The sequence below is a fragment of the Nocardioides ureilyticus genome (assembly GCF_051280745.1).
In the GTDB taxonomy this organism is placed as follows: domain Bacteria; phylum Actinomycetota; class Actinomycetes; order Propionibacteriales; family Nocardioidaceae; genus Nocardioides.
Genome location: NZ_JBNCOG010000029.1, coordinates 19623 through 39255 on the forward strand (window position 1 = coordinate 19623; position 19633 = coordinate 39255).

Annotated in this window: 18 protein-coding genes and 1 tRNA gene; 10 read left to right on the forward strand and 9 right to left on the reverse strand. The window is 73.1% G+C overall.

Annotation, left to right across the window (positions count from 1 at the left end; genetic code table 11):
• Positions 1-31 precede the first annotated feature (31 nt).
• The 4 genes from ACSMHG_RS15125 to ACSMHG_RS15140 are packed head-to-tail and all read left to right on the forward strand — an operon-like array spanning position 32 to position 3891.
• Positions 32-400: a hypothetical protein gene (locus ACSMHG_RS15125; protein WP_435746567.1), complete on the forward strand. Its 369-nt coding sequence runs from the start codon at positions 32-34 to the stop codon at positions 398-400.
• A 50-nt stretch (positions 401-450) separates the two neighbouring features.
• Entirely contained in the window at positions 451-1860 is a 1410-nt protein-coding gene (locus tag ACSMHG_RS15130) for a sensor histidine kinase (RefSeq protein ID WP_435746569.1), read from the forward strand.
• Positions 1845-2528 carry a response regulator transcription factor gene (locus ACSMHG_RS15135; protein WP_435746571.1) on the forward strand — a complete coding sequence of 228 codons (684 nt, stop codon included), beginning with the start codon at positions 1845-1847 and terminating at the stop codon, positions 2526-2528. Before ACSMHG_RS15130 ends, ACSMHG_RS15135 begins: the two co-directional genes overlap by 16 nt.
• A gap of 16 nt (positions 2529-2544) precedes the next feature.
• Positions 2545-3891, forward strand: a complete 1347-nt coding sequence (locus tag ACSMHG_RS15140; RefSeq protein WP_435746573.1) for an MFS transporter — start codon at positions 2545-2547, stop codon at positions 3889-3891.
• Here the strand turns inward: ACSMHG_RS15140 and ACSMHG_RS15145 are convergent.
• The 4 genes from ACSMHG_RS15145 to ACSMHG_RS15160 form a co-directional block, all read right to left on the reverse strand.
• A complete protein-coding gene (locus ACSMHG_RS15145; RefSeq protein ID WP_435746575.1) occupies positions 3878-4753 on the reverse strand; it encodes a serine/threonine-protein kinase in 876 nt (291 codons plus the stop codon). The genes ACSMHG_RS15140 and ACSMHG_RS15145 overlap by 14 nt on opposite strands.
• Before the next feature lie 3 nt (positions 4754-4756).
• Complete coding sequence (locus ACSMHG_RS15150; RefSeq protein WP_435746577.1) at positions 4757-5149, reverse strand: hypothetical protein; 393 nt, start codon at positions 5147-5149, stop codon at positions 4757-4759.
• A 130-nt stretch (positions 5150-5279) separates the two neighbouring features.
• Positions 5280-6257: an alpha/beta hydrolase gene (locus tag ACSMHG_RS15155; protein WP_435746579.1), complete on the reverse strand. Its 978-nt coding sequence runs from the start codon at positions 6255-6257 to the stop codon at positions 5280-5282.
• On the reverse strand, positions 6254-7795 hold the full coding sequence (locus ACSMHG_RS15160) for a flavin-containing monooxygenase (protein WP_435746581.1): 1542 nt from the start codon (positions 7793-7795) through the stop codon (positions 6254-6256). Before ACSMHG_RS15160 ends, ACSMHG_RS15155 begins: the two co-directional genes overlap by 4 nt.
• A 91-nt stretch (positions 7796-7886) precedes the next feature.
• On the opposite strand from ACSMHG_RS15160, the gene ACSMHG_RS15165 reads away from it, so the two are divergent.
• Complete coding sequence (locus ACSMHG_RS15165) at positions 7887-8912, forward strand: AraC family transcriptional regulator (RefSeq protein WP_435746583.1); 1026 nt, start codon at positions 7887-7889, stop codon at positions 8910-8912.
• A gap of 4 nt (positions 8913-8916) precedes the next feature.
• Here the strand turns inward: ACSMHG_RS15165 and ACSMHG_RS15170 are convergent.
• The 4 genes from ACSMHG_RS15170 to ACSMHG_RS15185 all read right to left on the reverse strand — a co-directional run bounded on the left by ACSMHG_RS15170 (position 8917) and on the right by ACSMHG_RS15185 (position 11775).
• Positions 8917-8988 (reverse strand) — tRNA-Val (locus ACSMHG_RS15170).
• Between the two features lie 195 nt (positions 8989-9183).
• Positions 9184-9648 (reverse strand): peroxiredoxin, encoded by a 465-nt coding sequence (locus tag ACSMHG_RS15175; RefSeq protein ID WP_435746585.1) that lies wholly within the window; start codon positions 9646-9648, stop codon positions 9184-9186.
• Positions 9645-11306, reverse strand: coding sequence for an AMP-binding protein (locus ACSMHG_RS15180; protein WP_435746587.1), 1662 nt, complete (start codon positions 11304-11306; stop codon positions 9645-9647). Before ACSMHG_RS15180 ends, ACSMHG_RS15175 begins: the two co-directional genes overlap by 4 nt.
• Before the next feature lie 10 nt (positions 11307-11316).
• On the reverse strand, positions 11317-11775 hold the full coding sequence (locus ACSMHG_RS15185; RefSeq protein WP_435746589.1) for a DUF3052 domain-containing protein: 459 nt from the start codon (positions 11773-11775) through the stop codon (positions 11317-11319).
• A 187-nt stretch (positions 11776-11962) separates the two neighbouring features.
• On the opposite strand from ACSMHG_RS15185, the gene aceE reads away from it, so the two are divergent.
• Complete coding sequence (gene aceE / locus ACSMHG_RS15190; RefSeq protein ID WP_435746591.1) at positions 11963-14767, forward strand: pyruvate dehydrogenase (acetyl-transferring), homodimeric type; 2805 nt, start codon at positions 11963-11965, stop codon at positions 14765-14767.
• 21 nt (positions 14768-14788) lie between these two features.
• On the opposite strand, the gene ACSMHG_RS15195 is transcribed toward aceE, so the two are convergent.
• Positions 14789-15739: an alpha/beta fold hydrolase gene (locus ACSMHG_RS15195; protein ID WP_435746593.1), complete on the reverse strand. Its 951-nt coding sequence runs from the start codon at positions 15737-15739 to the stop codon at positions 14789-14791.
• Positions 15740-15853: 114 nt separating this feature from the next.
• Here ACSMHG_RS15195 and ACSMHG_RS15200 point away from each other — a divergent pair, with 114 nt between their 5' ends.
• From ACSMHG_RS15200 to ACSMHG_RS15215, 4 genes are all read left to right on the forward strand, one after another.
• Entirely contained in the window at positions 15854-17044 is a 1191-nt protein-coding gene (locus tag ACSMHG_RS15200) for a PucR family transcriptional regulator (RefSeq protein WP_435746595.1), read from the forward strand.
• A gap of 90 nt (positions 17045-17134) precedes the next feature.
• Positions 17135-18319 carry an acyltransferase domain-containing protein gene (locus ACSMHG_RS15205; RefSeq protein WP_435746597.1) on the forward strand — a complete coding sequence of 395 codons (1185 nt, stop codon included), beginning with the start codon at positions 17135-17137 and terminating at the stop codon, positions 18317-18319.
• Positions 18316-19320 (forward strand): beta-ketoacyl-ACP synthase III, encoded by a 1005-nt coding sequence (locus tag ACSMHG_RS15210; RefSeq protein WP_435746599.1) that lies wholly within the window; start codon positions 18316-18318, stop codon positions 19318-19320. The genes ACSMHG_RS15205 and ACSMHG_RS15210 overlap by 4 nt, the downstream gene beginning before the upstream one ends.
• A 49-nt stretch (positions 19321-19369) precedes the next feature.
• A complete protein-coding gene (locus tag ACSMHG_RS15215; RefSeq protein WP_435746601.1) occupies positions 19370-19615 on the forward strand; it encodes an acyl carrier protein in 246 nt (81 codons plus the stop codon).
• Positions 19616-19633 lie beyond the last annotated feature (18 nt).

Here is a 19633-nt window from a genome sequence, read left to right on the forward strand (position 1 = left end):
TCTCGCACCGTCGGGCAGGATCGTCGTCACCATGCGCGCGTCCTGGAAGCACCTCCTCGGCCTCGCGGTCGTCCTCCCCCTCGGGGGGTACGTCGCGGGCTCGCTCGCCGCGTCCAGCGCCGACGACCCCGCTCCCCGGGAGGTGATCGTCATCCGCGAGGCGCCGCCGCAGCAGCTGTCCCCCGGGTCCCGGCTTGTGCCGTCGCCGTCTCCCTCGTCCCCCGCAGCGCCGCCCGCTGCCCCGGGTGACGACGCCGCGGACGACGGCGGCGGGGTGACGGTCGTGGGACCGGAGCCGGACGACCTCGAGGACGATGACGGCCGTGCCGACGACGACGACCGCGACGACGACCGCGACGACGACCGCGACGACGACGGTGGCGAGGAGGACGACGACTGACCGCGATCACCCCGACCGAGGAAGCCCGTGCTCGCCGCACGGGCTTCTCCGTGCGCGCCCGGATCACCGCCACGGTCGCCGTCCTCGTCCTGGCCGCTCTCTCCGGCGCCGGCCTCATCGTCTACGTCGTCGAGAGCCAGCGCGTCGAGGCGCGCACCGTCGACGAGGTCGAGCAGGAGCTCGAGGAGTTCGCCATCCTCGCCGAGGACGGGACCGATCCGACCACCGGACGCCCGTTCACCGACGTCAAGGCGCTGCTCCGGCTGTTCCTCAACCGCAACGTGCCGGACGACGACGAGGCCCTCATCGGTTGGGTCGGTGACGGCCCGGTCTACGTGTTCCCTCGGGACGACCCCCTCTACAAGGACGAGTCGGTCCTGGCCGCGGCCGAGCCGCTCGTCCGCAGTGGCGGCTCCGCCCGCCTGGAGACGGCGTACGGGCCGGTGCTCCTCGCCGCGCAGCCGGTGCGCCAGGGCGACGAGCGCGGCGCCCTGGTCGTCGCGGTCTACCTCACCGAGGACCGCGAGGAGCTGCTCGACACGATGCGGACCTACGCGATCGTCGCGACCCTGCTGACCGTCCTGGTCGTGGCCGCCGCCGCGTGGCAGTCCGGACGGTTGCTCGCGCCCCTGCGGCTGCTGCGGGCGACGGCCGACGAGCTGCGCGAGACCGACCTGTCACGGCGGATCCCCGAGTCCGGCAACGACGACATCACCGCGCTGACCCGCACGGTCAACGCGATGCTCGACCGCCTCGAGACGGCCTTCGGCGAGCAGCGACGGTTCCTCGACGACGCCGGCCACGAGCTGCGCACCCCGCTCACGGTGCTCCGTGGCCACCTGGAGCTCCTCGACGCCGGCGATCCCGCGGAGGTCGCGGAGACCCGTGCCCTGCTGCTCGACGAGGTCGACCGGATGGCCCGGCTGGTCCGTGACCTGATCCTGCTCGCCAAGTCCGACCGGCCCGACTTCGTCACGCCCGCGCCGGTCGACGTCGCCGCGCTCACCGAGGACGTGCTGGCGAAGGTCCGCGCCCTCGCCCGACGCGACTGGGTCCTCGACGCGGCCGCCGACGTCACCGCGCGCCTGGACAGCCAGCGGATCACCCAGGCGCTGCTCCAGCTGGCCGACAACGCGGTCAAGCACACCGAGGACGGCGACACGGTCGCCGTCGGCTCGTCGTACGACGGCGAGCGGCTGCTGCTCTGGGTCCGCGACTCCGGCCCGGGCGTCCGCGAGGCCGACCGGGAGGCCGTCTTCGAGCGGTTCGGCCGGGGCGCCGTGGTGGCGGGTGACGACGGGTTCGGCCTCGGGCTGTCCATCGTCCGAGCGATCGCCACCGCGCACGCCGGGACCGTCCACGTCGAGGATGCCCGCCGCACCGCACCGCACGGGGCCCGGTTCGTCATCTCGTTGCCCAGCACCGCCGTCGTCGAGGAGGTCCCGTGGCCCGCATCCTGATCGTCGAGGACGAAGCACGCATCGCGTCGTTCGTGGCCAAGGGCCTGCGTGCCGACGGCCACCAGACCACCGTGGTCGACGACGGCCACCGGGGCCTCGACGAGGCGCTGTCCGGTGGCCACGACCTGATGGTGCTCGACATCGGCCTGCCGGGCATCGACGGCTTCGAGGTCCTCGAGCTGCTGCGGGCCCAGGGGTCGCGGATGCCGGTGGTCGTGCTGACGGCCCGCGACTCGGTCACCGACACGGTCTCCGCGCTCGAGGGCGGTGCCGACGACTACCTGGCCAAGCCGTTCCGCTTCGCCGAGCTGCAGGCACGGATCCGGCTCCGGCTCCGCCAGGCCCAGGGCGACGCCGCAGGCGGCTCCGCGGGTGCCGGGGGTGGGACGGTCGAGGCGGGCGGGGTGCGCCTGGACCTGAGGACCCGGCGCGCGACCGTCGACGGCGCGGAGCTGGACCTCTCGGCCCGCGAGTTCGCGCTCGCGGAGATCTTCATGCTGAACGCGGGACAGGTGCTCTCCCGCGAGCAGCTCCTCGACCACGTGTGGGGCTTCGACTTCGACCCCGGCTCGAACGTCGTCGACGTCTACGTCGGCTACCTGCGCCGGAAGTTCGGCGCCGCGACCATCACCACGGTCCGCGGGATGGGGTACCGCTTCGAGCGCTGAGGGGTACCAGCGGTCCGTGCCGACCCGCAGCGACCGACTCGACGCCCTCCCCTTCACCCGCCAGCACCGACGGCTGGTGCTGGGCTCGGGCGTCGGCTGGGCGCTCGACGCCATGGACGTCGGGCTGATCAGCTTCGTGATGGCCGCGCTGGCGGTGCAGTGGGACCTCAGCCGCACGACCCTGTCGTGGATCGGGAGCATCGGCTTCGTCGGCATGGCGCTCGGCGCCACCCTCGGCGGACTGCTCGCCGACCGGATCGGCCGCCGGCAGGTCTTCGCCCTCACCCTGCTGGTCTACGGCCTCGCGACCGGTGCCGCTGCGCTCTCCTGGTCGGTGGGCGCGCTGCTCGTCTTCCGGTTCCTCATCGGCCTCGGGCTGGGGGCGGAGCTCCCCGTGGCCAGCACCCTGGTGAGCGAGTACGCACCGGCCCGGATCCGCGGCCGGGTGGTCGTGGCGCTGGAGTCGTTCTGGGCGGTCGGCTGGGTGCTCGCCGCCCTGATCGGCTACTTCGTCATCCCGCTCTCGGACGACGGGTGGCGGTGGGCGCTCGCCCTCGGTGCCCTGCCGACCGCCTACGCGCTGGTCGTGCGGTGGGGGCTGCCCGAGTCGGTCCGCTTCCTCGAGAGCAAGGGCCGCTACGCCGAGGCGGAGGCCGCCGTGCGGCGCTTCGAGGAGTCCGCCGGCGTCGCCGCTCCCGCCGAGGCACCGGCGGACCCGGCCGGCCGGACCGCGGCCACGACGACGGCCCGCCCGCGGACCGGCCGCCGGGCCAGGACGCTGTGGGGCGCTCCGCACGCCCGCTCGACCGCCGCCCTGTGGGCGGTGTGGTTCGGGGTGAACTTCTCCTACTACGGCGCCTTCATCTGGATCCCGTCGTTGCTGGTGGCCGACGGCATGACGCTGGTGAGGTCGTTCGGGTTCACCCTGGTGATCACGCTCGCCCAGCTGCCCGGGTACGCCGCGGCGGCGGTCCTCGTCGAGGTGTGGGGCCGCCGGGCGACGCTCTCGAGCTTCCTCGTCGGGTCGGCCGTCTCCGCGGTGCTCTACGGCCGGGCCGATTCGGAGACCGCGATCGTCGCGGCCGGGATGGCGCTGTCGTTCTTCAACCTCGGCGCGTGGGGCGCCCTCTACGCCGTCACGCCCGAGGTCTACCCGACGGCGCTCCGAGCCACGGGCGCCGGCGCCGCGGCCGGCTTCGGCCGGATCGCCTCGGTGCTGGCGCCGCTCTCGGTGCCCTGGTTGCTGGACCTCGGCACCGGGACGACCGGGCTGTTCGTGGTCTTCGCCGCGTTCTTCGCCGTGGCCGCCGGCGCTGCATGGGGCCTGCCGGACCGCACCGGCGACGCGCTCAGCGAGTCGTGAACCCGGCCAGCCGGGCCCGCGGCAGCCGCGCCAGGACCGGCTCGAGCGCCTCGGCAACCTCGTGCGGCAGGGGCCGGTCGGCCGGCCGCTTCTCGAGCATCGCGCCGACGACCTTGACCACCTCGTGCGGCACCCGGTCCGGCAGCGCCCGGGGGCCGGCCCACACCTGCGGGTAGCGCTGCTCGACGTCCGGCGCGTCGAGGTCGCCGTCGTCGAAGGGCCGGTAGCCCGCGACCGCCTCGAAGAGAGTCGCGCCCAGGCCCCACACGTCACTGGCATGGCCCGGTGCGCCGGTCTCCGGTGGATCGGTCTGCTCCGGCGCCAGGTAGGCGTCGGTCCCGATCGGTGACGTGAGCGACGCCGCGTCCGCCACCGGCCGGGCGACCGAGAGGTCGATCAGCCGCGCCGGCGCGCCCATGATGATGTTGCTGGGCTTGATGTCGAGGTGGGTCCAGCCCAGGTGGCGCAGGTAGTGCAGCGCGGAGGCCACCTCGATGGCCAGCGGGAGGTACTGCTGCTCCTGCAGCGGGCCGTAGCGGCGCACCAGCGTGGACAGGCGGGGCCCGTCCACCTGCTCGAGCACCACGTGCGGCCGCTCCCCCGACAGCTCGTGCCGCAGCCCGCGCACGACCACCGGGTGGTTGACCGTCGCCAACGCCTCGACCTCGCGGCGCAGGCCGCGCAGCGACGAGGCGTCGGCGACCCGCCCGGGACGCACGACCTTGACGACCACCGGCGCGTACGTGACCTCGTCGAAGGCGAGGTACGCCTCGTACGACGAGCCGCCGCCCAGCAGCTTCACGGCCGTCAGCTCCGAGGTGATCGACTCACCCTCGGCCAGGTTCCAGCTGTCCCGGGCCATCGGTCAGCGCCCTCGCGTGTCGTTGCGCGAGCGGTCGTTGGTCTTGTTCTTGCTCCAGTCCCGGGTGCGGTCACCGCCGTCGCGGGTCCAGTCGCGGGTGAGGTCGCTGCGGCTCTTGTCCCGGTCACGGCTGACGTTGGTGAACCGGCTGTTCGTGTGGTCCCGGGTCGACTTGCTGGCGCCGGTGTTGCGGCTCCGCGTGTCGTCGTTCGTGTCGTCGTTGGTGTCGTCGTCGTCGTCGTCGACGGCCATCACGACGTCCGGGTTGTCGTCCTTGCGCTGGAACGCGCCGTCCCTGTCGTCCTCGGCGAACGCCACCGGGGCGCCCCACGCGACCAGGCCGGCGCTGACGCCGCCCGCCACGGCCAGGACGCCGGTCCTCATGAGCTTGCGCATCGTTTCTCCTCCGTCGGTGATCGGTGTCATCTGCTGACGGGTGGAACTCTGCGCGGCCGGGGTGAGGTGTCCGTGAGCCGCGGATGAGGACGCTCTCACGAACCGACGAGCGGCGCCGCCGGGGGCCGGATCAGGAACGCAGGTGCCGGGCGAGCCAGTCGTCCACGCACGCGTACGCCGCGCGGCGCGGCTCGGGCAGGGACAGGAAGACGTCGTGCCGGGCGTCCACGACGGGCACCACCGTCGTCTCCCCGCCGAGGCACCCCGCCCAGCGGGCGATCTGACGGACGTCGAGGACCGTGTCGGCTCGGTCGCAGGCGTCGCTGTGCACCCGGGAGTAGTGGGTCTTGTCCGAGCGCAGCACCAGCGACGGGACGCCGATCTCGAGCCCCCGGTGCAGTCGCGCGTGTCCGCGCCGCACGGCGTTGAGCCAGCCCACGGTGACCGGGAAGCCGGTGAGCGGCTTGAGGTCGAGGTCGTAGTCCCACTCGCCGGTGCGGCTGACGTGCAGCGAGTCCCCGTAGACGGTGCTCGCAGGCAGGTCCAGGGCGCGCAGCGGCGCCACCTTGGCGACCGCGCGGAGGGCCTGGGTGACCGGGCCGCGCATCACCGGCTTGCCTTGCAGGTCGAACCACGGGCTGTTGAGCACCAGGCCGGCGACCGGGGCGGTGCGACCCTCGCGGCGCCGGCGGTCCAGCCACAGCGGGGTGATCAGGCCGCCGGTGGAGTGGGCGACGACCACGACGGGCGCGTCGGCGCCGTGGTCGGCCGCGACCAGCTCGAGGGCCTGCTCCAGCTCGGCGTCGTAGTGCGCGAGGTCGGCGGCGTAGTGCGCGGTGTGCCCGGCGCGTCGGGACCGGCCGGACTTGCGCAGGTCGAGGCCGTAGAAGGCGAGCCCCCGCTCCGCGAAGAAGTCGGCGAGCTCGGTCTGGAAGAAGTAGTCGGAGAAGCCGTGCACGTAGAGCACGGCGCCCCGCACCTCCTCCTGGGCCTGCACGGTCCGGCGGACGAGGACCGCGACGACCTCGCCCTCGCCGTCGGGGTCGGGGCCCAGCTCGAGCACCTGCTGCTCGTAGCCCTCACCGAGGAGGTCCGGCTGCCAGCTCATGCGCCCACCTCCATCGGCTCGGCCGCCTGCTGGGCCGGGGCCGGCGGCTGCACCGGTGCCAGGGTCCGGGCGAGGTCCGTGCGCAGCGTGCGGACCGAGTCCAACACGTAGTTCTGCCGCACCTGCCACGGCGCCTTGTCGCCCTGGCGGGGGAACGCGCCGATGGAGCGCTGGACGTAGCCGGCGGCGAGGTCGAGCAGCGGACGGGGCGCGAGGTCCCCCTCGGGCTGCGGGACCACCGCCTGGTGGCCTGTGCGCTCCATCCACCGCAGCACCTTGCAGACCAGGCGGTGGGTGAGGTCCGCGCGGAGGGTCCACGACGCGTTGGTGTAGCCGATGCAGACTGCGAAGTTGGGCACCCCGGTCATCATCGCGCCGTTCCAGACGAACTGCTCCGACAGCTCCACCGCCCGGCCGTCCACCTGCGGCTCGATGCCACCGAAGGCCAGCAGCTTCAGGCCGGTCGCGGTGACGACCACGTCGGCCTCCAGGACGCGGCCGGACTCCAGGGCGATGCCCTCGGGCACGAACCGCGCGATCCGGTCGGTGACCACCTCGGCTCGTCCGTCCTTGACCACGCGGAAGAGGTCGGCGTTCGGCACCGCGCACAGGCGCTGGTCCCAGGGGTCGTACGACGGCGTGAAGTGGTCCGCCACCAGCTGCGCGTCGCCCAGGATCTTCGTCGACAGGCCGGTGAGCAGCTTGCGAGCCTGGGCGGGGCGCCGCTGGCAGAACTGGTAGAACGCCGTGCTGAAGGCGATGTTCTTCGCCCGGATCACGTGGTGGGCGAGGTCGGCCGGCAGGACGGCCTTGATCTTCTCCGCCTTCCGGTCCCGGCCCGGCACCGCGCTGATCCAGGTCGGGGTGCGCTGCAGCATCGTGACGTGCGCCGCCGCGTCGTCGCCCCGGAGCATGGACGGGACGAGCGTGACCGCGGTCGCGCCGGAGCCGATGACGACGACCCGCTTGCCGGCGTGGTCGAGGTCCTCAGGCCAGAACTGGGGGTGCACGACGGTGCCGGCGAAGTCCTCGACGCCCGGGAACGCCGGGTCGTGGGGGTGCTCGTAGTCGTAGTAGCCGGCGCAGGAGTAGAGGAAGCCGCACGTCATGGTCCGGCGGGCGCCGGTCCTGGGGTCCTCGACCGTGAGCGTCCACCGGGACCGGGCGGTGTCGAAGTCCGCGCCCACGACCTTGCTCGAGAACTGGATGTGCCGGTCGATGCCGTGCTCCTGCGCCGTCTCGCGGATGTAGGCGAGGATCGAGGGCCCGTCGGCGAGCGACTTGCCGTCGCGCCACGGCTTGAAGGAGTACCCGAGGGTGTACATGTCGGAGTCCGAGCGCACCCCGGGGTAGCGAAACAGGTCCCACGTCCCGCCCAGGTCCTCGCGCGACTCCAGCACGGCGTACGTCGTGCCGGGGCGCTCGGTCTGCAGCCGGTAGGCGGCACCGACCCCGGAGAGCCCGGCGCCCACCACGACGACGTCGACGTGCGGGGGTGCGTCCTGGGCCGGTTGCTGGCGAGGCACGGTCTGCTCCATGGACCCATGATCGGCGACCCAGGCCGGCCAGCACTTGCCCTGACGCGACATGGATTTGCCCGGTGGCGACAGAGCGCGCGAGGCTGCGGCGGTGGCCTACATCCGCTCCGCCGGCCTGCGCGGCCTCCGCGCGACGGTCGCGGAGCTCGGTGGCGACGCCGAGCGGCTGGCGCGGGCCGCCGAGCTGCCCGTGGAGGCCCTCGACAGCGACGACGTGCTCGTGCCGGACCGGGCGGCGGCCGCCGTGCTCGAGCTCGCGGCCCACGAGCTGAACGTGCCCGACCTCGGCCTGCGCATCGCCCGGCGCCAGGACCTCGCGATGCTGGGGTCGCTGGCGGTGGCGATCCAGCACTCCCCCACGCTGGGCGACGCGCTCGCGTGCACCTCGCGGTACCTCTTCGTCCACGCCGGCTCCCTGAGCCTCACCGTCGGGCCCGACCCGTCGGGCGACCGCTCCTCCGCAGCGCTGCTCTACGGACCCGCCACGAGCGCGGGTCCGGTGCAGGGCACCGACCTGGGAGTCGGTTTCGTGCACCGCACGATCACCTACCTGGTCGGCGGGCGCTACGGCCTGCGCAGCGTCGACCTGCCCTACCGGCCGGCCGCCCCACCCGCGGCGTACGAGGCGTTCTTCGGCGCGCCCGTCCGCGTGGGCCGCGACGTCCCCGCCGCGGTGCTGCGGGTGCCGCGGGAGCTGTCGTCCCACGCGCTCACCGGCGTCAACGACAACCTGCGCCGCCTCGCGCTCGCGTTCCTGGCCGAGCAGGCGCCCAGCCTCGAGCAGCGCCTGGCGCCCCGGGTGCGCGCCGTCGTGCAGGAGGCGCTCGGCACCCGTCCGGTGGACGTCGGCACGGTCGCCTCCCTGCTCGACCTGCATCCCCGCACCCTCCAGCGCCGGCTGGCCGCGGAGGGCACGACGTTCGGCGCGGTCCTCGACGACGTACGGCGCCAGGTCGCCCTGCGGCTGCTCACCACCACCCGCCTGCCCCTCGGCCAGGTGGCCGGCATGGTCGGGTTCGCCGAGCAGTCCGCGCTCTCCCGCTCGGCCCGCCGCTGGTGGGGGGCGGCTCCCCGGGCAGTGCGCTCCCGTGGCGCCGCGGGGAGCGCCACCTCGTGACCGGTGGGCGCAGAGGGGATCGAACCCCCGACCGCCTCGTTGTAAGCGAGGAGCTCTACCGCTGAGCTATACGCCCGGTGCCCGCGCGGGCGGCCACAGACTAGACGGTGGCCGGCGGGACGACGCCTACCGGATCCACCCGAGCCCGGGAATGAGTTGAGCCGCTGGCGTCTCGGGTCACCAGCGGCTCAACGACCAGAACTCTAGGCGCCCTCACCGGGCCCCGCCGGGGAACGGCCGAGGTCGGCCCCAGCGGTCCAGACCACCGCCCTCAGGCGTGGGCGGCCAGCTGCCTCAGGTGCTCGTCGAGGTCGCGTCCCTCCGAGGTGGCGTTGTGGACCGCCCAGCGCACGGTCCCGTCCCGGTCCACCACGTAGGAGGAGCGGCGCGGTGCACCGGAGCGTTCGTCGAAGACGTCGTAGGCCCGGGACACCTCACCGTGCGGCCAGAAGTCCGAGAGCAGCGGGAAGTTCAGGCCGTCGGCGTCGGCGAAGGCGCGCAGCGCGAACATCGGGTCGCAGGAGATCGCCAGGACCTCGGTGTCGAAGGTGAGGAACTCGTCCAGCCGCATCCGGACCTCCGCCATCTCGCCGGTGCAGACGCCGGAGAAGGCGAAGGGGAAGAACAGGAGCGCCACCGCCTTGCGCCCCCGGTACGACGACAGGGTCACGTCCTGGCCGAACTGGTCGCGCAGGGTGAAGTCGGGAGCCGCGCCCCCCAGGACGAGGCCGGTCACCGGTCGGCCCCGTGCTCCCCCGCGTGCTCGCCGTCACCGTCCACCTCGTGCTGCAGCTCGCGCTTGAGCACCTTGCCCGTGGCGTTGCGGGGCAGCTCGTCGAGGAAGACGATCTCGCGCGGGACCTTGTAGCGCGCGAGGTTCTCCCGGACCCAGCCCTTGAGCTCGTCCTCGTCGACGGAGGCGCCCGTGCGCACCACGACCCAGGCCTTGAGCCGCTTGCCGTAGTCGGGGTCGTCCACGCCGACCGCCGCGACCTCGACGACCGCCTCGTGGCGGGCGAGGCAGTCCTCGACTTCCTTGGGGAAGACGTTCTCCCCGCCGGAGACGATCATCTCGTCGTCACGGCCCTCGACGTAGAGCCGGCCGTCCTCGCCGATGCGGCCGACGTCGCCGGTGGCCATCAGCCCGTCGATCATGTCCTTGTGGCCGCCGCCGGTGTAGCCCTCGAAGAGCAGGTTGTTGCCCACGAAGATCCGCCCGGAGGTGCCGGCGGGCACCTCGTTCCCGTCCTCGTCGTAGATCCGGACGGTCGTCGCCCACGGCGGCATGCCGGCCGAGCCGGGCGCCTCACGCAGGTCGACGGGCGTGGCGATCGAGGCGTAGGCCACCTCGGTGGAGCCGTAGATGTTGTAGAGGTTGTCGCCGAAGTGGTCCATCCACGTGACGGCGAGGTCGCCGGGCAGCGCCGAACCGGAGGCCGCGACCACCTTGACGGTCTCCAAGGAGTACGACGACAGCACCTCCTCCTCGAGGCCGAGGATGCGCTGCAGCATCACGGGGATGACCACGAGCGAGTCGCAGCGCTCGCGCTCGACCAGCTTGAGGGCCTCCTCCGGCTCGAACTTGCGCCGCAGCACGATGGTCGAGCCGAGAAGCATGGCCAGCGCCATGTGCGCGAAGCCCCACGTGTGGAACAGGGGCGCCGCGATGTGCGTGGTCCACCCGTGCCGCAGCGGCATGCGCGAGAGCAGCGAGATCGCGGCGTCGACGCCTGCCTCGTTGCGCGGCGCGCCCTTGGGGGTGCCCGTGGTGCCCGAGGTGAGGATGACGACCCGGGAGTGGCGGGCCGGCGGGTCGAGGTCGGCGTCGTCCTGTCCGGCGAGCAGCTCCTCGAGCGTGGTCACGCCGGCGGGCTGCTCCTCGGAGTCGGTCCAACCGACCACCCGCCGCTCGACGTGGGCGCTCTCCAGCAGCCCGGTGAACTCCTCGTCGTGGACCACCACGGCGGGATCCTCGCGCTCGAGCACGTCGACCAGCTGCGGGCCGGCGAACGCGGTGTTGAGGTAGAGCAGGTCGGCGCCGAGCTTGGCCACCGCGACCGTGACGTCGACGAACCCCCGGTGGTTGCGGCACATGACCGCCACGGAGTCGCCCTCACCGACACCCTGCTCGCGCAGCGCGCGGGCCAGCGCGTTGGAGCGCCGGTGCAGCTCGCCGAAGGTGAGGGTGCCGAGCTCGTCGACGAGGCCCACCCGATCGGGGTAGCGCAGCGCCAACGACGCGAAGCCGCCCGCCGGGCCGGTCCCCCACGCCCTGACCGTGCGGGCGAGCCGGGCGAGGACCGCCGGGGAGTAGGGGCGGACGATCCCCGAGGAGGCGAGCACCTTGGCACCGGTGCCCGCGGCCGTCGCGCGGCCGAGCAGGTTGTGGAGCACGGGTCGAAACCTACGCGGGCGTCTTGGGCGCCACGAGGCGGGTCGCGGTCCAGTCCTTGCTCACCGCCGCGGTGGTCGTCTGCGCGAGCCCGGCGACGGGCGCCGCCTCCGCGATGTCGGCCGCGTCCACCGCGTTGGGACGGCCGACCTTGGGCGTGAGCAGCCAGATCGCCCCGCCACCGACGAGGTCGGTCAGCGCGTCGACGAGCCCGTCGACCAGGTCGCCGTCCTCGCGCCGCCACCAGAGCACGACCGCGTCGACGACGTTGCCGTAGTCACCGTCGACCATGTCGGCGTCGATGGTGTCCTCGATCGAGACCCGCAGCTCGTCGTCGGTGTCGTTGTCCCAGCCGAGCTCCTGCACGACCATGCCCGTCTTGAACCCGAGGCGTTCGGCGGGTCCGTCCTGCTGCGACGGGCCGCTCGGGGATTCGGTCCGGGTGGTCCCCCCACCCTCGGTCGAGCTCAACGTGGTCCTCCAGACGCGGTCGGGACGGCCGCGCTCCGCGGCCGGATGAGGAGTAGTCCAGCGGAGACCGCGCCGGACCGCAACTGTCCCGGCCCCCGAGACCCGCGGTCCGGGGGGCGTCCGGCGCTCCGGTCCGCCTACTCGCGGGTAGATTCCGTCCCTCGGGCGCGCGTGCAACGATGCAGCAGTGACCGGAGAACAAGCCACCACCTCAGGCACCCGGACCGGCTCGACCCCCTCGGTGATCCACGAGGGGCTCCCGACCCAGCTGCCCGACATCGACCCGGACGAGACCCACGACTGGCTCGACTCCTTCGACTCGCTCGTCGACGAGCGCGGACGCGAGCGCGCCCGCTACGTGATGCTGCGACTGCTCGAACGTGCCCGCCAGATGCAGGTCGGCGTCCCCGCCCTACGCAGCACCGACTACATCAACACCATCCCGCCAGAGCGCGAGCCCTGGTTCCCCGGCGACGAGGAGGCCGAGCGCCGCATCCGGTCCTTCATCCGGTGGAACGCCGCGGTGATGGTCTCCAGCGCGAACCGGAAGGGCCTGGAGGTCGGCGGACACATCGCGACGTACCAGTCGTCCGCGAGCCTGTACGAGGTGGGCTTCAACCACTTCTTCCGTGGCAAGGACTCCGACACCGAGGGCGGCGTCGGCGGCGACCAGGTCTACATCCAGGGCCACGCCTCCCCCGGCATCTACGCCCGCGCCTTCCTCGAGGGCCGGCTGAGCGAGGACCAGCTCTACCGGTTCCGCCAGGAGGTCCAGCACGGCCCGGGCCGGGGCCTCGCGTCGTACCCGCACCCGCGGCTGATGCCGGAGTTCTGGGAGTTCCCCACCGTCTCGATGGGCCTCACCGGCATCAACTCGATCTACCAGGCGCGGTTCAACCGCTACCTGCACAACCGCGGGATCAAGGACACCAGCCAGCAGCGCGTCTGGGCCTTCCTCGGTGACGGCGAGATGGCCGAGCCCGAGTCGCTGGGCGCCATCGGCGTGGCTGCCCGCGAGGAGCTCGACAACCTCACCTGGGTCATCAACTGCAACCTGCAGCAGCTCGACGGCCCCGTGCGCGGCAACGGCAAGATCATCCAGGAGCTGGAGTCGACCTTCCGCGGCGCCGGCTGGAACGTCATCAAGGTCGTGTGGGGCCGTGAGTGGGACCCGCTGCTGGCCAGCGACGTCGACGGCGTGCTCGTCAACCGGATGAACACCACGCCGGACGGGCAGTTCCAGACCTACTCCACCGAGAGCGGCGAGTACATCCGCGACCACTTCTTCGGGGTCGACCCGCGGCTGCGGGCCATGGTCGAGCACATGACCGACCAGCAGATCTCCAAGCTGCCCCGTGGCGGTCACGACTACCGCAAGGTGTACGCCGCCTTCGACGCCGCCACCAAGCACGTCGGGCAGCCGACGGTGATCCTGGCCAAGACCGTCAAGGGCTGGACGATCGACGCCCTCGAGGGCAAGAACGCCACCCACCAGATGAAGAAGCTGACCCAGGACGACCTCAAGAAGTTCCGGGACCGCCTCTACCTGCCCATCTCCGACCGCGACCTCGAGCGGTCCTACGAGGAGACCGGCGCTGCTCCGTTCTTCCACCCCGGACCGGAGTCCCCGGAGATCGCCTACATGATGGAGCGGCGGGCCGCCCTCGGGGGCTCGCTCCCCAAGCGGGTCGTCCGCGCCAAGCCGCTGACGCTGCCCGGCGACAAGACCTACGCCGAGCTCAAGCAGGGCTCCGGCAAGAACGCGGTCGCCACCACCATGGCCGTGGTCCGCCTGCTCAAGGATTGGGTCAAGGACCCCGAGATCGGCAAGCGGATCGTGCCCATCGCCCCCGACGAGTACCGCACGTTCGGCATGGACGCGATGTTCCCGAGCGCGAAGGTCTACAACCCGGCCGGCCAGCAGTACGAGTCGGTGGACCGCAACATGTTGCTCTCCTACAAGGAGTCCGCCCAGGGCCAGATGCTCCACGAGGGCATCTCGGAGGCGGGCGCCATGGCGTCCGCGACGGCGGCCGGCTCGGCGTACGCGACGCACGGCGAGCACATGATCCCGTTCTACATCTTCTACTCGATGTTCGGGTTCCAGCGGACCGGCGACTCGATCTGGGCCATGGCCGACCAGCTCGCCCGCGGCTTCCTCATCGGCGCCACCGCCGGCCGGACGACCCTGACGGGCGAGGGCCTGCAGCACGCGGACGGCCACTCGCCGCTGCTCGCCGCGACCAACCCCGCGGTCGTCCACTACGACCCGGCCCTCGCCTACGAGGTCTCCCACATCATGCGGTCCGGCCTCGAGCGGATGTACGGCGAGGGCGGCCCCGACGGGTCCGGCGAGAACGTCATCTTCTACCTCACCGTCTACAACGAGCCGGTGCGCCAGCCCAAGGAGCCCGACGACGTCGACGTCGAGGGCATCCTGCGAGGCATGCACCGCGTCTCACCGGCCTCGGGCGAGGGACCGAAGGTGACCCTGCTCGGCTCGGGCGTCGGGTTCCCGTGGGTGGAGGACGCCCGCCGGATGCTGGCCGAGGAGTGGGGCGTGCAGGCCGAGACCTGGTCGGTCACCTCGTGGAACGAGCTGGCCCGCGACGCCATCGAGGCCGAGGAGTGGAGCCTGCTCCACCCCGGCGAGGAGCCGCGCACGTCGTACGTCGAGGAGCGGCTCGTCGACGTGGAGGGGCCGGTCGTGGCCGTCTCGGACTTCATGCGGGCCGTCCCGCTGCAGATCGCCCGCTGGGTTCCCGGTGACTACCGGGTGCTCGGTGCCGACGGGTTCGGCTTCGCCGACACCCGGCCCGCGGCACGCCGCTACTTCCACATCGACGCCCAGTCGGTCGTCGTCCAGGCCCTCCAGGCGCTGGCCGACGCCGGGCAGATCGACCGCTCGCAGGTCGAGAAGGCCTTCCAGGCGTACCGGATCGACGACCCGACGGCCGTCGCCGGCGTCGAGCAGGAGGGCGGCGACGCCTGAGGCGACACCCCCGGACGCCGCTCAGGCGGAGCTGATCTCGGTCACCGAGGCCAGCTCCGCCTGGGTCGAGCAGCCGTCCTCGAGCAGACGGCGGAACCGCTCCCGGTCGTAGGTCGAGGGCTGCGTCGTGCGGACGAAGTCGTGCAGCAGCCTCGCGAAGCGCTCCGGGTGGTCCTTGTGGGGGAAGTGGCCCGCGTTCGGGAGCACCTCGACGCGCGCGCCGGGTGCGAGCCGCGCGGCGACCTCCGCGTGGCGGGCCGGGATCACCGTGTCGTCGTGGCCCCACACGACCGCCATCGGCATCTCCTCGGTCAGGTAGGCCCGGTCGGCCATCGTGACGACCTGGCCGCGCCAGTCGACGACCGCCCGCACCACGTGGCGGATGGCGTGGCGGGCGGCGGGGTCCTTGAAGGACTCCACGATGTCGGCCACCTCGCCGAGGTCCCGCAGGTGGCGCGAGGGCGCTGCGGCCAGCGCCTTCATGGCCGCGCGGCCGGCGTGACGGAGGCCGGGCAGCGCGAGCACCCCCATGGCCTGGTGGAAGCCCGGAGTCGTGATCGCCCGGATCGCCGGCGACACCTCGGGTCCGAGCCCGCCTGAGGCGACGAGGACCAGCCGATCGGTCCGCTCTGGGAACTGGTAGGCGAACTGCATCGCCACCCCGCCGCCGAAGCTGTGGCCGACCACCGTGACCCGGTCGACGCCGAGCACGGTCAGCAGGTCGCGCATGCCGTTGGCGAAGCCACCGAGGCTGTAGTCGGCGCGCGGCTTGGCCGAGTCGCCGTGGCCCAGCAGGTCCGGCGCGATCACCGTGTAGCGGCGGGCCAGCAACCCGATCACCGGCGCCCACGTCGTGTGGTCGCAGCCCAGTCCGTGGAGCAGCAGGAGCGCGGGCCCGCTGCCGACCTTCACGAAGGCCCGGCGGTGCCCGTGGATGGTCACGTGCTGCACGTCGTACGGGTGGTCGGGCACCGGGTCCTCCTGCGGCGGAGCTGAGGGGCGAAGGTCGACAGGTTCGCGCACTGCTGGGGCGCCGCGCGTCCTCCGACCGGTCAGTTCGCCGGCCGGGAGGACTAGCCTCGCCCCGTGGCGACCCGTCCTGCAGGAGTACCCCGGACCCGCACCGCCGATTCCCTGCGGCGGGCGACAGGGGCCCTCAGCACGGCCGCGACCGCCCGGATGGACGCCGAGCTGCCGTGGTTCCGGGAGCTGAGCGCCGAGGACCGCTCCTGGGTCGGACTCATCGTCCAGGCCGGCATCAAGCGCTTCGTCGACTGGTTCATCGCCGACGACGACGCCCACGCCCCCGGCGCTAACCAGCTGGCCGCCTCGGTGTTCGGCGCCGCGCCGCGCGCGCTCGCCGGCGTCATCACCCTGCAGCAGACGGTCGACCTCGTGCGCCTCTCCATCGAGGTGGTCGAGTCCGACATCGACCGCCTCCTCGCGCCCGAGGACGTGCCGACCGTCCGCGCCGCGGTGCTGCGCTACGCCCGGGAGGTGGCCTTCGCGACCGCCGAGGTCTATGCACGCGCGGCCGAGGTCCGCGGCGCCTGGGACGCCCGGCTGGAGGCCCTCGTCGTCGACGCCGTGCTGCGGTCGGAGGCCGACGAGGCCGTGCTGAGCCGGGCGAGCGCCCTGGGCTGGGGATCGGCGGGCGACGTCGCCGTCGTGCTGGGGACGGTGCCCGAGCGGCGGCCCGCCACCGACCTGCCGGAGGAGGTACGCCGGGTCGCGCGCGCTGCGGGCCTCGAGGCGCTCTGCGCCGTGCAGGGCGACCGGCTGGTGGTCCTCCTGGGCGGTGTCGAGGACCCGCGCGTGGCGGCCGAGACGATCGTCGGCCTGTTCGGCGACGGGCCGGTCGTGGTGGGCCCGGCCGCCGACGACCTCGCGAACGCCCACGTGTCGGCCCGCGCAGCCGTGTCTGCCCACCGGGCGGCCGCGGGCTGGCCGACGGCACCACGACCGGTCCAGAGCATCGAGCTGCTGCCCGAGCGTGCCCTCGCCGGGGACGGCCATGCCCGGCGCCACCTCGTCGAGGAGGTCCACCTCCCGCTCGTCCGTGCCCGCGGCACCGTCGCCGAGACCCTGTCGACCTACCTGGACCAGGGCTCCTCGATCGAGGCGACCGCACGGGCGCTCTTCGTGCACCCGAACACCGTCCGGTACCGGCTGCGGCAGGTCGCCGACCTGACCGGCTTCAGCCCCAGCCGGCCGCGGGACGCCTTCGTCCTGCGGATGGCCCTCGTCCTCGGGCGGCAGTCCATCCGCACGACCTGAGCTGTTTGTAGGGGTCCCACAACAATCGGGCCTCCGTTTTCGTGCTCGTCGGAGGGGAGCGAACCGGTCTCTCAGGGCAGGCTGGAGCACGTGCTCGTCATCGTCGCGCCCGGCCAGGGTGCCCAGTCCCCCGGCTTCCTCCGCCCGTGGCTCGAGGACCCGACGTTCGCCTCGCGCTTCGAGTGGCTGGCGACCGTCGCCGGGATCGACCTCGTCACGCACGGGACCGAGTCCGACGCCGAGACGATCCGCGACACCCGGGTCGCCCAGCCGCTCCTGGTCGCCACCGGCCTGGTCGCCGCCCTCGAGCTCTTCCCCCACCCCGCCGACGCCTTCGCCCGGATCGGTGCGGTCGCCGGCCACAGCGTCGGCGAGCTGACCGCGGCCGCCGGCGCCCGGGCGATCACCGCCGAGCAGGCGATGGTGCTGGTCCGCGAGCGTGGTAACGCCATGGCGCAGGCGTCGGCCACGACCCCGACCGGGATGACCGCGGTGCTGGGCGGGGACCGCGAGGAGGTCCTCGCGGCGCTCGACCGCCACGGCCTGACGGCGGCCAACGACAACGGACCCGGCCAGCTCGTGGCCGCCGGCACGGTCGAGCAGCTCGCCGCCCTGGCCGACGACGCACCGCCGAAGGCCCGGCTGGTGCCGCTGAGCGTCGCCGGCGCCTTCCACACCGAGCACATGCGCCCGGCCGTCGACCGCGTCGCCCACCTGGCCCGCTCGGTGTCGACGCACGACCCGCGCACGCGGGTGATCTCGAACCGCGACGGCCACGTCGTCCACGACGGCAGGGAGGTCCTGCGCCGGATCGTCGGGCAGATCGCCACCCCGGTACGGTGGGACCTCTGCCTCGAGACGATGGCCGACCTGGGCGTCACCGGCATCCTCGAGATGCCGCCTGCCGGGACCCTCACCGGCATCGCCAAGCGTGCGCTCAAGGGCGTCGCGACCTTCGCCCTCAAGACACCGGACCAGCTCGACGCCGCGCGCGCCTTCTGCGAGGAGCACGGCGAGTCCTCGGAGATGGAGACCTCACCGACCTGGCGGATGGTCGTCTCGCCGGCGAAGGGGACCTTCCACCTCGCCGGCGCGGTCGCCGGCGCTCCGGTGCTCACCGCCGGCACGGCGATCGGCGACGTCGCCAGCCTGCGCGACCGGATCTCGGTGACCGCCCAGCACGGCGGCCAGGTCGTGGAGTGGCTGGTCGAGGACGGCGACCTGGTCTCCCCCGGCCAACCGCTGCTCCGGCTGCACCCCGAGGGCGCCGCGTGAGCGCCGCCCTGCGTCCGCCGAGCGGCTCCCCCCACGCTCGCCTGTGGGGCATCGGCTCCTACCGTCCCGCGCGGGTCGTGGCCAACGCCGAGCTGGTCGAGGCCATCGACTCCAGCGACGAGTGGATCCAGCAGCGGACCGGGATCCGCGAGCGCCGCTTCGCCTCGCCCGAGGAGACGGTGCAGATGATGTCGGTCGCCGCGTCCCGGCAGGCGCTGGAGCGCGCCGGCGTCGACGCGCGCCAGATCGACTGCGTGGTCGTCGCGACGGTCAGCCACCTGCTGCAGACGCCGGCCGTGGCGACCGCGATCGCCCATGAGCTGGGCACCGACCAGGCCGCGGCGTTCGACATCTCGGCCGCGTGCGCCGGCTTCTGCCACGGGATCTCGCTGGCCGCCGACATGGTCCGCGGCGGGAGCGCCCGGCACGTCCTCGTCATCGGCGTCGAGCGGCTCTCCGACATCACCGACCTCACCGACCGCGGGACCGCCTTCATCTTCGCCGACGGCGCCGGTGCGGCCGTCGTCGGCCCCAGCGACGAGCCGGGCATCGGGCCGGTCGTGTGGGGGTCGGACGGGGAGCAGTTCGACCTCATCCGCACCCGCGAGGACTGGCGCGACGTCCTCGCCGCCGACGCGCCGGTGATGCCCCACCTGGTGATGCAGGGCAGCGCGGTCTTCCGTTGGGCCTCGTTCACCATGGCCAAGGTCGGCCTGCAGGCCCTGGACCGCGCGGGCGTCGCCCCCGACCAGCTCGACTGCTTCGTCCCGCACCAGGCGAACATGCGGATCACCGACGCCATGGCCCGCGCCATGAAGCTCCCGGAGACGGTCCGCATCGCCCGGGACATCGCCGAGCAGGGCAACACCTCCGCAGCCTCCATCCCGCTCGCCCTCGACCGGATGCTCGCCGAGGGCGACGCCCGGTCCGGCGACACCGCGCTGCTCATCGCCTTCGGCGCCGGCTTGGCGTACGCCGCCCAGGTCGTCACCGTGCCCTGACCCCACGTCGGGGACCGTCCGCACCACCCAACCGAGAGGAACCACCAGCATGGCCACCACTGAGGAGATCCGCTCCGACCTCGCCGAGATCGTCAACGAGGTCGCCGGCGTGGACGCCGCCGACGTCCAGCTCGACAAGTCGTTCGTCGAGGACCTCGACGTCGACTCGCTGTCGATGGTCGAGGTCGTCGTCGCCGCCGAGGAGAAGTTCGGCGTCACGATCCCCGACGACGAGGTCAAGAACCTCCGGACCGTCGGCGACGCCGTCGCCTACATCGAGCGCGCCTCCGCCTGACCGCACCGATCCCGGCCG